Raw genomic sequence first — 13,039 nt, forward strand, 5'->3', positions numbered from 1 at the left:
AGGATGCCCGCTCCCGCGCACAACACAGGCCATCCCCATGAACAGCCAAGGTATCCACGGCAAACTCGCGTTCCTGCGTGAAGCCGAACGTCTGAAAGACGTCCTGCGCAGCGCCCACACCTCCACCGGCCGGCGCGAGAGCACCGCCGAACACAGCTGGCGCCTGGCCCTGCTGGCCCTGGTGTTCGCGGAAGACCTCGGCCCCCTGGATATCACCAAGGTGCTCAAGCTGTGCCTGATCCATGATCTGGGCGAAGCGCTGGGCGGTGACATTCCGGCGGTGCAGGCGCAGGTCCATGGCGACAAGGACGCCAACGAACGCCAGGACCTGCTGACCCTCACCGCGTCCCTGGAACCGGCGCTGCAGGCCGACTTCCTCGCCCTGTTCGACGAATACCAGGCCGCCGCGACCGCCGAAGCCCAGGCGGTGAAGGCCCTCGACAAGCTGGAAACCATCCTCCAGCACAGCCAGGGCAACAACCCGGCGGACTTCGACTACGCCTTCAATCTCGACTACGGCCGGCGCTACACCGACGCCACCCCGTTCCTCGCCGCGCTGCGCGAAATCCTCGACGAAGCGACCCGCGCGCGCCTGTCCGCGGCGCGCGCGGACTGAGCGGCGCCACCCGGCGGCCGGCGGCGAAACAGGACAAGACATCCCGGCGAAAAACCGGATAATGGCCGCCAAATTCGATTCGCCCGCTACGGTACCCGCATGGAAATCAAGGTCAACTTTCTCGACAACCTCCGACTCGAAGCCAAATTCGACGACTTCACGGTGATTGCCGACCAGCCCATCCGCTACAAGGGCGACGGTTCGGCACCGGGGCCGTTCGACTATTTCCTGGCTTCCTCGGCGTTGTGCGCGGCCTATTTCGTCAAGCTGTACTGCCAGACCCGGGACATCCCCACCGACAATATCCGCCTGTCGCAGAACAACATCGTCGACCCGGAGAACCGCTACGCGCAGATCTTCAAGATCCAGGTCGAGCTGCCGGCGGACATCTCCGAGAAGGACCGCCAGGGCATCCTGCGCTCCATCGACCGCTGCACGGTGAAGAAAGTCGTGCAGACCGGCCCCGAGTTCATCATCGAGGAAGTCGACAACCTCGACGCCGACGCCCAGGCCCTGCTGATGCCGAGCCTCGACGCGCAAGGCAGCACGCGCATCGCCGGCAAGGACCTGCCGCTGGAAGAGACCATCGGCAACATGTCGCGAATCCTCGCCGACCTGGGGATGAAGATCGAGATCGCCTCCTGGCGCAACATCGTGCCCAACGTCTGGTCCCTGCACATCCGCGACGCACAGTCGCCGCTGTGCTTCACCAACGGCAAGGGCGCGAGCAAGGAAAGCGCGCTGGCCTCGGCCCTGGGCGAGTTCATCGAGCGGCTGAACTGCAACTTCTTCTACAACGACCAGTTCTGGGGCGAGGACATCGCCAACGCCGAGTTCGTCCACTACCCGAACGAGCGCTGGTTCAAACCGGGGCGCAAGGACGCCCTGCCGCAGGAGGTCCTCGACGCCTACTGCCTGGCGATCTACAACCCCGACGGCGAGCTGCTCGGCTCGCACCTGTACGACACCAACTCGGGCAATGTCGAGCGCGGTATCTGCTGCCTGCCCTATGTGCGTCAGTCCGACGGCGAGACGGTGTACTTCCCGTCCAACCTGATCGAGAACCTGTACCTGAGCAACGGCATGAGCGCCGGCAACACCCTGGTCGAAGCCCAGGTGCAGTGCCTGTCGGAGATCTTCGAGCGCGCGGTGAAACGGGAAATCCTCGAAGGCGAACTGGCCCTGCCGGACGTACCGCAGGAGGTGCTGGCCAAGTACCCGGGCATCCTCGCCGGCATCCAGGGCCTTGAGGAGCAAGGCTTCCCGGTACTGGTCAAGGATGCGTCACTGGGCGGCGAGTTCCCGGTGATGTGCGTGACCCTGATGAACCCGCGCACCGGCGGTGTGTTCGCCTCCTTCGGTGCCCATCCGAGCTTCGAGGTGGCGCTGGAGCGCAGCCTGACCGAACTGCTCCAGGGGCGCAGCTTCGAGGGCCTCAACGACCTGCCGCAGCCGACCTTCGAAAGCCATGCGCTGATGGAGCCGAACAACTTCGTCGAGCACTTCATCGATTCCAGCGGCGTGGTCTCGTGGCGCTTCTTCAGCGCGAAGTCCGACTTCGAATTCGTCGAGTGGGACTTCTCCGGCCACGGCGAGGACTCCAACGCCGAGGAAGCCGCGACCCTGTTCGGCATCCTCGAAGGCATGGGCAAGGAGGTCTACATGGCCACCTACGACCACCTCGGCGCGGCGGCCTGTCGCATCCTGGTGCCCGGCTACTCGGAAATCTACCCGGTGGACGACCTGATCTGGGACAACACCAACAAGGCGCTGTTCTTCCGCGAGGACATCCTCAACCTGCACCGCCTGGATGACGATGAACTGGAAAGCCTGCTGGAGCGCCTGCTGGAATCGGAGCTGGACGAATACACCGAGATCAAGACCCTGATCGGCATCGAGTTCGACGACAACACGGTGTGGGGCCAGCTGACCGTGCTGGAACTGAAGATCCTGATCCAGGTGGCGCTGAAGAAGTTCGACGATGCCAAGGAACTGGTGGAGATGTTCCTGCAGTACAACGACAACACCGTCGAGCGCGGGCTGTTCTACCAGGCGCTGAACGTGGTGCTGGAAGTGGAGCTGGACAACGAACTGGAGATGGCCGACTACGAGGTCAATTTCCGCCGCATGTTCGGTGCCGCGCGGATGGATGCGGTGCTCGGCTCGGTGGCCGGCAGCGTGCGCTTCCACGGCCTGACGCCGACCAGCATGAAACTCGAAGGGCTGGACCGGCATCTGCGCCTGGTGGAGAGCTACCGCAAGCTGCATGCGGCGCGGGCGGCCAGTCGGGGCTGAACCCGGCGCCGGGGATTCCAGGTGTGATGGCGGCCAGGCCGGCCGCCTCACACCTGCCCGCCCTGTTCCGAAACGCCCCCCGTATCACGGGATATGCGTGTTGGTACTGTCAAACTTCTTGTATTTCCAGGCGTAGCCGTCACGCTGCACCGGGGCGAAGCTCTTGAACCACTCCACCCAGTTGCTCGCCGACGGCACCCACCAGCCCTTGGTGCTGTGGGCCCAATGCGCCAGGCCCAGCTCCGACATCAGGTAGTGACTGTGGCTGACACAGTTCTGGTACTGGGTCGAGCTCCCCACCAGGTTCGGCCACAGCACGGCATAGGCGGTCTTGGTCTTGGCGAGCTTCTTCTGCAGCTTCTCGTACTTCTTGATGAAGTCGCCGTTGACGCCGATGTAGTAGACATAGGTGGTCGCGCTGCCGGTGGTGCGCGCCCAGCTCTTGCTCGCCAGGCTGCCGCTGTCGAAGACCCAGCCGTCATCGCTGATGCCCGTGAGGGTTATCTGGTTCTTGTGGATCAGGAAGGTGGTGGCATGGCCATCCTCGGCGAGCTTGCCGAGGGTCTTGCCCCAGGTCGACGGGCTGAACAGGCCGAAGCCCTTGCCCACACCGCTCCAGGTGAGAATCGAATAGCACACGCCGAAGATGCCTTTCGCCCCGGAAATCGACTCCAGACTGGACTTGAGGTCGGTCCCTTTTCTCTCGGTCATCTGATCATTCCTTTAATCGTGGCTGGGGATAACCGCAAAAGCGTGTAAACGCTAGAACACCAATGCCGAATGCGCCAGGTCACCGGGCAGTCGCAAAGACCAGCCTGCGCCCATTCCTGCGGAAAACGGATAGAACCCCTGCCCGCCTCTGGCCAAGACTAGGCTCGACGCCCACCGGCCCCTGCCGGTCGCGTGCCTTCCAACCAACCCGCTAGAGGTTTGCATGAACACCCCCGCGCATCAGCTGAGCACCTGGCTGAAGCAACACCAGATCACCGAAGTCGAATGCATCGTCAGCGACCTTACCGGCATTGCCCGCGGCAAGATCTCTCCCACCAACAAGTTTCTCGGCGAAGGCGGCATGCGCCTGCCGGAAAGCGTGCTGCTGCAGACCGTCACCGGTGATTTCGTCGAGGACGACATCTACTACGACCTGCTCGACGAGGCGGACATCGACATGTTCTGCCGCCCCGACCCCGAGGCGATCTTCCTGGTGCCCTGGGCCATCGAACCCACCGCGATGGTGATTCATGACACCTACGACAAGCGCGGCAACCCCGTCGAGCTGTCGCCGCGCAACGTGCTCAAGCGCGTCCTGCGCCTGTATGCGCAGAAAGGCTGGACGCCGATCGTCGCGCCGGAGATGGAGTTCTACCTGACCAAGCGCAGCAGCGACCCGGACTTTCCCCTGGAGGCCCCGATCGGCCGCTCGGGCCGCCCGGAAAGCGGCCGGCAGAGCTTCTCCATCGACGCCGCCAACGAATTCGACCCGCTGTTCGAGGATGTCTACGACTGGTGCGAAGCCCAGGGCCTGGACCTCGACACGCTGATCCACGAAGACGGCCCGGCGCAGATGGAGATCAACTTCCGTCACGGCGACGCCCTGAGCCTGGCCGACCAGATCACCGTGTTCAAGCGCACCATGCGCGAGGCGGCGCTCAAGCACAACGTCGCGGCGACCTTCATGGCCAAGCCGATCACCGACGAGCCGGGCAGCGCCATGCACATCCACCAGAGCGTGGTGGACAGCGAGTCCGGGCAGAACATCTTCGTCAATGAAGACGGCAGCATGAGCGCGCTGTTCCTCAACTACATCGGCGGCCTGCAGAAGTACATTCCCAAGGTGCTGCCGATGTTCGCGCCGAACGTCAACTCGTTCCGCCGCTTCCTGCCCGACACCTCGGCCCCGGTCAACGTCGAGTGGGGCGAAGAGAACCGCACCGCCGGCCTGCGCGTGCCGCCGTCCGAACCCCAGGCCATGCGCGTGGAAAACCGCCTGCCCGGCGCCGACGCCAACCCCTACCTGGCCATCGCCGCCAGCCTGCTCTGCGGCTACCTGGGCATGATCGAGCGGATCGAGCCGAGCGCGGCGGTCCAGGGCCGCGCCTACGAGCGGCGCAACCTGCGCCTGCCGATCACCATCGAGGACGCCCTCGCCGCCATGGAGACCTGCGAGGTGCTGGAACAGTACCTGGGCGCGAAGTTCGTCAAGGGCTATGTCGCGGTGAAGCGCACCGAGCACGAGAACTTCAAGCGGGTGATCAGTTCATGGGAACGAGAGTTCCTGCTGCTCAGCGTCTGATGCCCAGGCTTTGTACGATAAGTGCCTGCGCGACGCTCATGCTGCGTTGAAAACAGGCTCGGAATGCTCATTGACAACCAGTCAACTCCGCTTCCTCGCCTGTTTTCGCCTTGCCTGCGCGCCGCGCAGACACTTCTCCTACAAACCCTACAAACCGCGCCATACACAATAAAAACGGATGGACAGGAGCCGACATGAAACTGTTGAAACGTCTTGCACCCTTCGCCCTGCTGGCGCTGCCGCTGGCAGCCGTCGCGCAGCCCAGCGTCAGCATCTACAACTGGACCGACTACATCGCCCCGGACACCCTCGCCGGGTTCCAGAGCGCCACCGGGATCAAACCGGTGTATGACGTCTTCGATTCCAACGAGACCCTGGAAGGCAAGCTGCTGGCGGGCAAGACCGGCTATGACGTGGTCGTGCCGTCCAACCACTTCCTGACCCGCCAGGTCGACGCCGGGGTGTTCCTCGAACTGGACCGCGGCAAGCTGCCGAACTGGAAACACATGGACCCGGCGCTGCTCAAGCTGCTCGAACAGAACGATCCCGGCAACCGCCACTCGGTGCCCTACCTGTGGGGCACCAACGGCATCGGCTACAACGTCGACAAGGTCAAGCAAGTGCTGGGCGTCGACCATATCGACTCCTGGGCCACCCTCTACGAACCGGAAAACCTGAAGAAGCTGCAAGCCTGCGGGGTGGCCTTCATGGACTCCGCCGACGAGCTGATCCCGTCGATCCTCAACTACCTTGGGCTCGATCCGAACAGCAGCAACGCCGCCGACTACGCCAAGGCCGAACAGCGCCTGCTGGAGCTGCGGCCCTACGTGACCTACTTCCACTCCTCGAAGTACATCTCGGACCTGGCCAACGGCAACATCTGCGTGGCCTTCGGCTTCTCCGGCGACGTGCTGCAGGCGGCCAACCGGGCCCGCGAGTCCGGCAACGGGGTCAAGATCGCCTACAGCATTCCCAAGGAAGGCAGCAACCTGTGGTTCGACCTGATCGCCATTCCCGCCGATGCGAAAAACCCCGACCAGGCCCTGGCCTTCATCAACTACGTGCTGGAGCCCAAGGTCATCGCCGGGATCAGCGACTACGTCGGCTACCCCAACGCCAACGCTGACGCCAAGGCCTTCATCGACCCGCAGACCCTCGCCAACCCCGAGGTCTATCCGCCCCAGGCGGTGCTGGACAAGCTGTACATCTCCACGGCGCCCTCGCCGAAGATCATGCGGCTGATGACCCGCAGCTGGAGCAAGGTCAAGTTCAACCAATGAAGCGGGAAGCTGCGATGATTCGAAACACTGAGCATGCGGCGTCGTACTACGCCGCCACCGCCCGCGACAGCCAGCCCTGGCCGGCACTCGACGGCGAGATCCGCGCCGACGTGTGCGTGGTCGGTGGCGGCCTGACCGGGGTCAACACTGCCCTGGAGCTGGCCCAGCGCGGGCACTCCGTGGTCCTGCTGGAAGCCCGGCGCATCGGCTGGGGCGCCAGCGGGCGCAACGGCGGGCAACTGATCCGCGGCATCGGCCACGATGTCAGCGGCTTCGGCAAGTATGTCGGCGAAGACGGTGTGCGTTATCTGCAACGGGCCGGGGTGGAGTCGGTGAGCCTGGTCGCCGAGCGCATCGCCGCGTTCGGCATCGACTGCGACCTGCGCTGGGGCTTCTGCGAACTGGCCAACACCCCGGCGCAATTCGCCGCCATGCGCGCCGAGCACGACGAACTGGCGGCTTCCGGCTACGCCCACCCCATCGAACTGGTGGCGCCGCAGAGCATGCACCAGGTAGTGGCCAGCGACTGCTATGCCGGTGGCTTGATCGACATGGGCTCGGGGCATCTGCACCCGCTCGACCTGGTCACTGGCGAAGCCCGCGCGGCCAGCCAGCTGGGCGTGAGGATCTTCGAGCAGAGCCCGGTGCTGCGTATCGAGCACGGCAGCCAGGTAGTCCTGCACTGCGCCCGCGGGCGGGTGCGCGCGGACACCCTGGTGCTGGGCTGCAACGCCCACCTCGACGAGCTGGAACCGCGCCTGACCGGCAAGGTGCTGCCTGCCGGCAGTTACGTGATCGTCACCGAGCCGTTGCCCGAGGAAGTGGCGGCGCAACTGATTCCGCGGAACCTGGCGCTGTGCGACCAGAAGGTCGGGCTGGACTACTACCGCCTGACCGCGGACCGGCGCCTGCTGTTCGGTGGTGCCTGCCATTACTCGGGCACCGACCCCAGGGATATCGGCGCCTACATGCGGCCGAAGATGCTCAAGGTGTTCCCACAGCTGGCCAATGTGCGTATCGACTACCAGTGGGGCGGGATGATCGGCATCACCGCCAACCGCTTCCCCCAGGTGGGGCGCTTGGCGCAGCACCCGAACGTGTATTTCGCCCAGGGGTATTCCGGGCATGGGCTGAATGTCACGCACTGGAGCGCGAAGCTGCTGGCGGAAGCGATTTCCGTTGGCCAGAGCAAGGGACTGGACGTGTTCAGCGCGGTGCCGCACCTGACCTTCCCTGGTGGGAAGTTGCTGCGCTCGCCATTGCTGGCGTTGGGGATGTTCTGGTATCGGTTGCGGGAGGCGCTGGGCTAGGGGCTGGCTTGCCCACAAACGACCGTAGGAACTGGCTTGCCTGCGAAGTGGGCCGTAGGAGCTGGCTTGCCTGCGAAGGACCGCAAAGCGGTCCTTTCGCAGGCAAGCCAGCTCCTACGTCGTTTGCGGGCAGGCGAGTGCAAGGTCACCCCCGCTTCAAGGTCGCCTTCGGATACTCCCCGAACAACCCATGGTACGACTGGGAAAATCGCCCCAGGTGCCAGAACGACCAGCGCATCGCCACCTCGGCCACGGTGACCTGCGCCGGGTCCGCCGCCAGCAGGTCGCGCCGCGCGGCATTCAGGCGGCGATTGCGCAGCCACACCGTCGGCGGCATGTCGGCATAGCGCATGAACGACTGCTGCAGATGCCGCACCGACACCCCCGCCGCTTCCGCCAGGTCGAGCACGCCGAAGCTGTCCTGCGGGCAATCGTTGACCACTTCCTTGACCCGCTCCACCACCCGCCGCGCATGGCACTCGGCGCGCCCGCGGGCGCCCACCTGCAGGGCTTCGTCCAGCACCTGGAAGCAGCCATCGGCGATCTGCCGGGCGAACCCGGGCGCGTCCACGTCGACCTGCCCCTGCACCGCCTCCGCCAGCACCCCGCACAGCGAGCTGGCAAAGCTGCTGCAGCCGGACGAACGCAGGGGTTGCAGGATCAATTGGCGGAACTCGCTGGCGGAGCGGTTCCAGGCCGCCGGCTGCTTCAGCACCACGGCGACTTCCCGGTAGTTTTCCGGTGTGACCCAGGCATTGCGGGTCTGGCCATCGAGCAGGTAGAGGGCGTTGTCGCTCATGTCGAAGCTGAACACCAGGGCGTCGGCCGGGGCATGGAATTCCTGCTCGACCCGCAGGTTCATGCGCTCTTCGTAAAGCTCGACGGCGTCGCTCTCGGCATGCACCAGGCGCCCGTGGAAGCGCCCGGCGGACATCTGCGTGTACTGCTCCTGCCAGCCCGGCAGGGCCACGCGGTGTTCGTTCACCTCGTGGGCTTCCAGTACCTTGATCGTCATGCACGCACCCCGGATATTTATTCGAATTCTTGTCCGTCGCCTGGCCCCTCGCGGGGGCCAAACGCCGTCAAGAATAATAAACAGGAGGAAGTGCAGTCAAAGCATCGATGATGATCGGCGCGGTTATTTCTGGCTCAGCGCGACCACGGAAACCCCGGAGGCGACAAAGGTCACACCGGCACCGATGTTCAGGCCATTGACCACCCGCGGACGGTTGCGAATGGCGTTGGTCAGGTTGGTGGCGAATACCCCCATCAGGGCGAAGCCCACTGCGGTCAGCATGGCGAACCACAGGCCATAGACGAACATCTGCACGGTTACCGAACCCAGTTGCGGATTGACGAACTGCGGGATGAACGCCAGCACGAACAACCCCGGCTTGGGATTCAGCGCTGCCGAGAGGAAGCCGGTGAGAAAGATGCTGCGCAGCGGTTGCCTGGCCGCCGGGGCGAAGTTGATCAGATTGCGCGAACGCAGCACCTTGATGCCCAGCCACAGCAGGTAGCCGGCACCGATCAGCTTAACCACCCAGAAGGCCACCGCCGAGGTCTGCATCAGCAGGGTCAGGCCCAGGGCCGCGGTGGTGGTGTGGAACAGGATGCCCGCACCGGATGCCACCCCGGAGACGATGGCGGCCAGCCGGCCCTGGCTCAGGCCGCGGCCGATGGCCAGGAGGTTGTCGGGGCCGGGGGAGATCACCAGCAGCAGGCAGGCGGCGGTGTAGGTGAGCCAGGTGTCGAGGGGGAACATTGCTACTCCTTCAGCGCGAGAAACTTCCATTGTTGTGCGCCGACTGTACCTCATTCGCTGTAGGACGCACTTACAACGCTATCAATTCAATCTCCATTCCCGGGCCCCGAAAGGCCCTTCATTGAGCGGGACAGGCCTCACTGCGGCGGGCCGGCTGCGTCTGCGCAAACTAAGTCGCTGTTTTAAAAACTGTTTTTTTGCAGAAAGGGCTTCACAGACGTAACAAATATTGTTAAATTGCCGCCCATCCCGCGACGAACCCCAGTGTTCACGGCGAAATCGCTTTCACCGGCAGCGGGATTCTGCATCAGGGTGATCCTTCATCCGTCGCAACAGGGGCGTCGCCAAGCGGTAAGGCAGCAGGTTTTGATCCTGCCATGCGTTGGTTCGAATCCAGCCGCCCCTGCCATTTTCTCTCTCTCGTTCATCCCCCCTCCTCTGCTTCCAGTGCCTTGGCACAGGGCGAACCACTGTTCATATTTTTCTACACGCTCACCGGCTAAAGTGCTGGTTATCGGCTATTTCATTGGGTTTGCGTCGCGCCCCATTCCCTTGTTGAGCGCCAAGTGTTAAAAATATCACCCGCTTTAGGCCAAGCCGTTGTGTAAAGCCGCACAACGGGGTATCCAACGAGAAAACAATTTGAAAAGCGTGATGTCCCTGCGTGAGGGAATCCTCTTCCCTGTTACCTGTCAGCCACCGGAGCAAGCTGCATGATCGAGGTCACCGAAGTTTCCATTGCCCAACTGCGTGCCGCGCTCGAGTCCGGCCAGACCACGGCGGTCGAGCTGGTCGAGGCCTACCTTGCCCGGATCGATGCCTACGATGGCGCCGACACCGCCACCGCCCTGAACGCCGTGGTGGTGCGCAACCCCGAGGCGCTCAAGGAAGCCGCAGCCGCCGATGCCCGCCGTGCCCGTGGTGAAACCCTCGGCCCGCTGGACGGTATTCCCTACACCGCCAAAGACAGCTACCTGGTCAAGGGCCTGACCGCCGCCTCCGGCAGCCCGGCCTTCGCCGATCTGGTGGCCCATCGCGACGCCTTCACCATCGAGCGCCTGCGGGCCGCCGGGGCGATCTGCCTGGGCAAGACCAATATGCCGCCAATGGCCAACGGCGGCATGCAGCGCGGCGTCTATGGCCGCGCCGAAAGCCCGTACAACGCCGCCTACCTGACCGCGCCGTTCGCCTCCGGCTCCTCCAACGGCGCCGGTACCGCCACCGCCGCCAGCTTCTCCGCCTTCGGCCTGGCCGAGGAAACCTGGTCCAGCGGTCGCGGCCCGGCGTCGAACAACGGCCTGTGCGCCTACACCCCTTCGCGCGGGGTGATCTCGGTACGTGGCAACTGGCCGCTCACGCCGACCATGGACGTGGTGGTGCCTTACGCCCGGACCATGACCGACCTGCTGGAAGTGCTCGACGTGGTGGTCGCCGAAGACCCCGACACCCGCGGCGACCTGTGGCGCCTGCAACCCTGGGTGCCGATCCCGAGCGTCAGCTCCGTACGTCCGGCCTCCTACGCCGAACTGGCGGTGGGCGCCAGCGCCCTGGCCGGCAAGCGCCTGGGTGTACCGAAGATGTACATCAATGCCGACGACGCCGCCGGCACCTCCGAGCAGCCGGGCATCGGCGGCCCGACCGGACAGCGCATCAACACCCGGGCGTCGGTGATCGACTTGTGGAAACAGGCGCGTGCCGCGCTGGAAGCGGCCGGTGCCGAAGTCGTCGAGGTGGACTTCCCGCTGGTGTCGAACTGCGAGGGCGACCGTCCGGGCGCGCCGACCGTGTTCAACCGCGGCATCGTTTCCAAGGAATTCCTCCACCATGAGCTGTGGGACCTGACCGCCTGGGCCTTCGACGACTTCCTGCGGGCCAACGGCGATCCGAAGCTGAACCGCCTGGTGGACGTCGACGGACCGAAGATCTTCCCCCACGACCCGGGCACCCTGCCCAACCGCGAGGGCGACCTGGCCGCGGGCATGGACGAATACGTGAAGATGGCCGAGCGCGGCATCACCCCGTGGAACGAGATTCCCACCGTGCCGGATGGCCTGCGTGGCCTGGAGCAGACCCGCAAGCAGGACCTGGAAGACTGGCTGGACGCGCAGGGCCTCGACGCCGTGCTGTTCCCCACCGTGGCCGACGTTGGCCCGGCGGATGCGGACGTCAACCCGGCGTCGGCGGATATTGCCTGGAGCAACGGCATCTGGGTGGCCAACGGCAACCTGGCGATCCGTCACCTCGGCGTGCCGACCGTCACCGTGCCGATGGGCGTGATGGCCGATATCGGCATGCCGGTGGGCCTGACCTTCGCCGGCAAGGCCTATGACGACGCCAACCTGCTGAAGCTGGGGGCGGCGTTCGAAGCCACCGGCAACCGGCGGATGATCCCGCCGCGTACGCCGGTTCTGGGCAAGTAAGCACTACAGGACCCCGGTACCTGTAGGAGCAAGCTTGCTCGCGAAGGGCCGCGACAGCGGCCCCAAGCCCATCCCCCGGCGTGTCAGGAAAAAGGGGGATTCAGGTTTTGCGACGGCTCGGCGCCCCGACGAGCGCGCTCCCACATGGAGCCTGAAGCCGATGCTCAAGCCTCCTTCCTCCAGCATTTCGCCGCCTCCAGGGCGCGCGTGCAGCAGACGGCTGATGACTTGTCGAACGCCAGCACTGCACGCCTGCGGAAATCATCCCCGAAAGAGAATCTTTTTCCCTATCCCCTCTCAGATCATTCCTACTTAATTCCCTGAGCCAACCCCTCATCCTCTGCCCGGTTCGCCTGTCATGCCTTCAGACACAAGGACAGGTCATTGCAGGCCACTACCTAGTACGCCTGTACGAACCAACCGAGCAATCATGAGGAAAGACCACAATGGCACAGAAGGGCTTTTTCCTTCGCCAGGGCGACAAGACCAGTTGCGGCGGCCTGATCACCGGTTCCGACACCCAGATCCTGATGTACGGCATCGCCCATGCCCGCCAGGGTGATGCCGTCACCTGTGGCATCACCGGCAAGAGCTACACGATTCAAGGCGGCGTGTGGTGGATCACCAGCAATGGCATCCCCGTGGCGGGCACGCTGGACAGCGTCAGCGGCTGCCCGTGCCAGGCCAGGCTGTATCACACCCACACGCACAGCACCTATGTGGGCAGGGAGCCCGAACCCTCGGCAACACGTGCGCGATCATCCTTTGTCCCGAGCAGTCGATCCGCAACGCCTTCCACCCCCAGCCCGGCCTCGACGCCACAAAGCATGGCCCCGCCAGGCAGCCCGGAGGCCATCACACGGTCGTGTGGCGGCGCCATCCAGCTCATCAACCAGCACGGCGCAGCGTGCGCGAAGCACGACTACCTGCTGCTGCACCACGGCGAGCCCGTCGGCCAGAGCCGGCTCAACGACGAAGGCTACAGCCATATCTGCGAAAGCACCGCCCCCGTCCACCTGCAAGTCGCCACCAGCGCCCCGTCGCCAGTCCTGGAGTGATC

10 protein-coding genes and 1 tRNA gene are annotated in these 13,039 nt (G+C 64.6%); 8 read left to right on the plus strand and 3 right to left on the minus strand.

What is annotated here, in order from left to right; genetic code table 11:
• The first annotated feature begins 37 nt into the window (after positions 1-37).
• Entirely contained in the window at positions 38-616 is a 579-nt protein-coding gene (locus tag CHB99_RS15135; protein ID WP_042126716.1) for an HD domain-containing protein, read from the plus strand.
• Positions 617-715: 99 nt separating this feature from the next.
• Positions 716-2,911: an OsmC domain/YcaO domain-containing protein gene (locus CHB99_RS15140; protein ID WP_042126714.1), complete on the plus strand. Its 2,196-nt coding sequence runs from the start codon at positions 716-718 to the stop codon at positions 2,909-2,911.
• Positions 2,912-2,995: 84 nt separating this feature from the next.
• On the opposite strand, the gene CHB99_RS15145 is transcribed toward CHB99_RS15140, so the two are convergent.
• The gene (locus CHB99_RS15145) at positions 2,996-3,622 is read right to left on the minus strand and encodes a hypothetical protein (RefSeq protein ID WP_042126712.1); all 627 of its coding nucleotides are present in this window, start codon (positions 3,620-3,622) and stop codon (positions 2,996-2,998) included.
• A gap of 223 nt (positions 3,623-3,845) precedes the next feature.
• On the opposite strand from CHB99_RS15145, the gene CHB99_RS15150 reads away from it, so the two are divergent.
• The 3 genes from CHB99_RS15150 to CHB99_RS15160 all read left to right on the plus strand — a co-directional run bounded on the left by CHB99_RS15150 (position 3,846) and on the right by CHB99_RS15160 (position 7,794).
• The gene (locus CHB99_RS15150) at positions 3,846-5,204 is read left to right on the plus strand and encodes a glutamine synthetase family protein (protein WP_042126710.1); all 1,359 of its coding nucleotides are present in this window, start codon (positions 3,846-3,848) and stop codon (positions 5,202-5,204) included.
• A gap of 194 nt (positions 5,205-5,398) precedes the next feature.
• Positions 5,399-6,484: a polyamine ABC transporter substrate-binding protein gene (locus CHB99_RS15155; protein ID WP_042126708.1), complete on the plus strand. Its 1,086-nt coding sequence runs from the start codon at positions 5,399-5,401 to the stop codon at positions 6,482-6,484.
• Between the two features lie 14 nt (positions 6,485-6,498).
• Positions 6,499-7,794 (plus strand): NAD(P)/FAD-dependent oxidoreductase, encoded by a 1,296-nt coding sequence (locus CHB99_RS15160; protein ID WP_042126707.1) that lies wholly within the window; start codon positions 6,499-6,501, stop codon positions 7,792-7,794.
• A gap of 145 nt (positions 7,795-7,939) precedes the next feature.
• On the opposite strand, the gene CHB99_RS15165 is transcribed toward CHB99_RS15160, so the two are convergent.
• On the minus strand, positions 7,940-8,809 hold the full coding sequence (locus CHB99_RS15165; protein WP_042126705.1) for a helix-turn-helix domain-containing protein: 870 nt from the start codon (positions 8,807-8,809) through the stop codon (positions 7,940-7,942).
• Positions 8,810-8,932: 123 nt separating this feature from the next.
• Positions 8,933-9,559, minus strand: a complete 627-nt coding sequence (locus CHB99_RS15170; RefSeq protein WP_042126703.1) for a LysE family translocator — start codon at positions 9,557-9,559, stop codon at positions 8,933-8,935.
• A gap of 334 nt (positions 9,560-9,893) precedes the next feature.
• Here CHB99_RS15170 and CHB99_RS15175 point away from each other — a divergent pair.
• The 3 genes from CHB99_RS15175 (at position 9,894) to CHB99_RS15185 (ending at position 13,037) form a co-directional block, all read left to right on the plus strand.
• Positions 9,894-9,968 (plus strand) — tRNA-Gln (locus CHB99_RS15175).
• A 304-nt stretch (positions 9,969-10,272) separates the two neighbouring features.
• Positions 10,273-11,979, plus strand: coding sequence for an amidase (locus CHB99_RS15180; protein ID WP_042126701.1), 1,707 nt, complete (start codon positions 10,273-10,275; stop codon positions 11,977-11,979).
• A 446-nt stretch (positions 11,980-12,425) separates the two neighbouring features.
• A complete protein-coding gene (locus CHB99_RS15185; RefSeq protein ID WP_052419486.1) occupies positions 12,426-13,037 on the plus strand; it encodes a PAAR domain-containing protein in 612 nt (203 codons plus the stop codon).
• Positions 13,038-13,039 lie beyond the last annotated feature (2 nt).

Source organism: Pseudomonas japonica, assembly GCF_900188455.1.
Taxonomy (GTDB): Bacteria; Pseudomonadota; Gammaproteobacteria; order Pseudomonadales; family Pseudomonadaceae; genus Aquipseudomonas; species Aquipseudomonas japonica.

Excerpts from the sequence above, each read along its gene's own strand:
- CHB99_RS15135 (WP_042126716.1), top strand. The coding sequence starts at position 38 with ATGAACAGCCAAGGTATCCACGGCAAACTCGCGTTCCTGCGTGAAGCC.
- CHB99_RS15140 (WP_042126714.1), top strand. The coding sequence starts at position 716 with ATGGAAATCAAGGTCAACTTTCTCGACAACCTCCGACTCGAAGCCAAA.
- CHB99_RS15145 (WP_042126712.1), bottom strand. The coding sequence starts at position 3,622 with ATGACCGAGAGAAAAGGGACCGACCTCAAGTCCAGTCTGGAGTCGATT.
- CHB99_RS15150 (WP_042126710.1), top strand. The coding sequence starts at position 3,846 with ATGAACACCCCCGCGCATCAGCTGAGCACCTGGCTGAAGCAACACCAG.
- CHB99_RS15155 (WP_042126708.1), top strand. The coding sequence starts at position 5,399 with ATGAAACTGTTGAAACGTCTTGCACCCTTCGCCCTGCTGGCGCTGCCG.
- CHB99_RS15160 (WP_042126707.1), top strand. The coding sequence starts at position 6,499 with ATGATTCGAAACACTGAGCATGCGGCGTCGTACTACGCCGCCACCGCC.
- CHB99_RS15165 (WP_042126705.1), bottom strand. The coding sequence starts at position 8,809 with ATGACGATCAAGGTACTGGAAGCCCACGAGGTGAACGAACACCGCGTG.
- CHB99_RS15170 (WP_042126703.1), bottom strand. The coding sequence starts at position 9,559 with ATGTTCCCCCTCGACACCTGGCTCACCTACACCGCCGCCTGCCTGCTG.
- CHB99_RS15180 (WP_042126701.1), top strand. The coding sequence starts at position 10,273 with ATGATCGAGGTCACCGAAGTTTCCATTGCCCAACTGCGTGCCGCGCTC.
- CHB99_RS15185 (WP_052419486.1), top strand. The coding sequence starts at position 12,426 with ATGGCACAGAAGGGCTTTTTCCTTCGCCAGGGCGACAAGACCAGTTGC.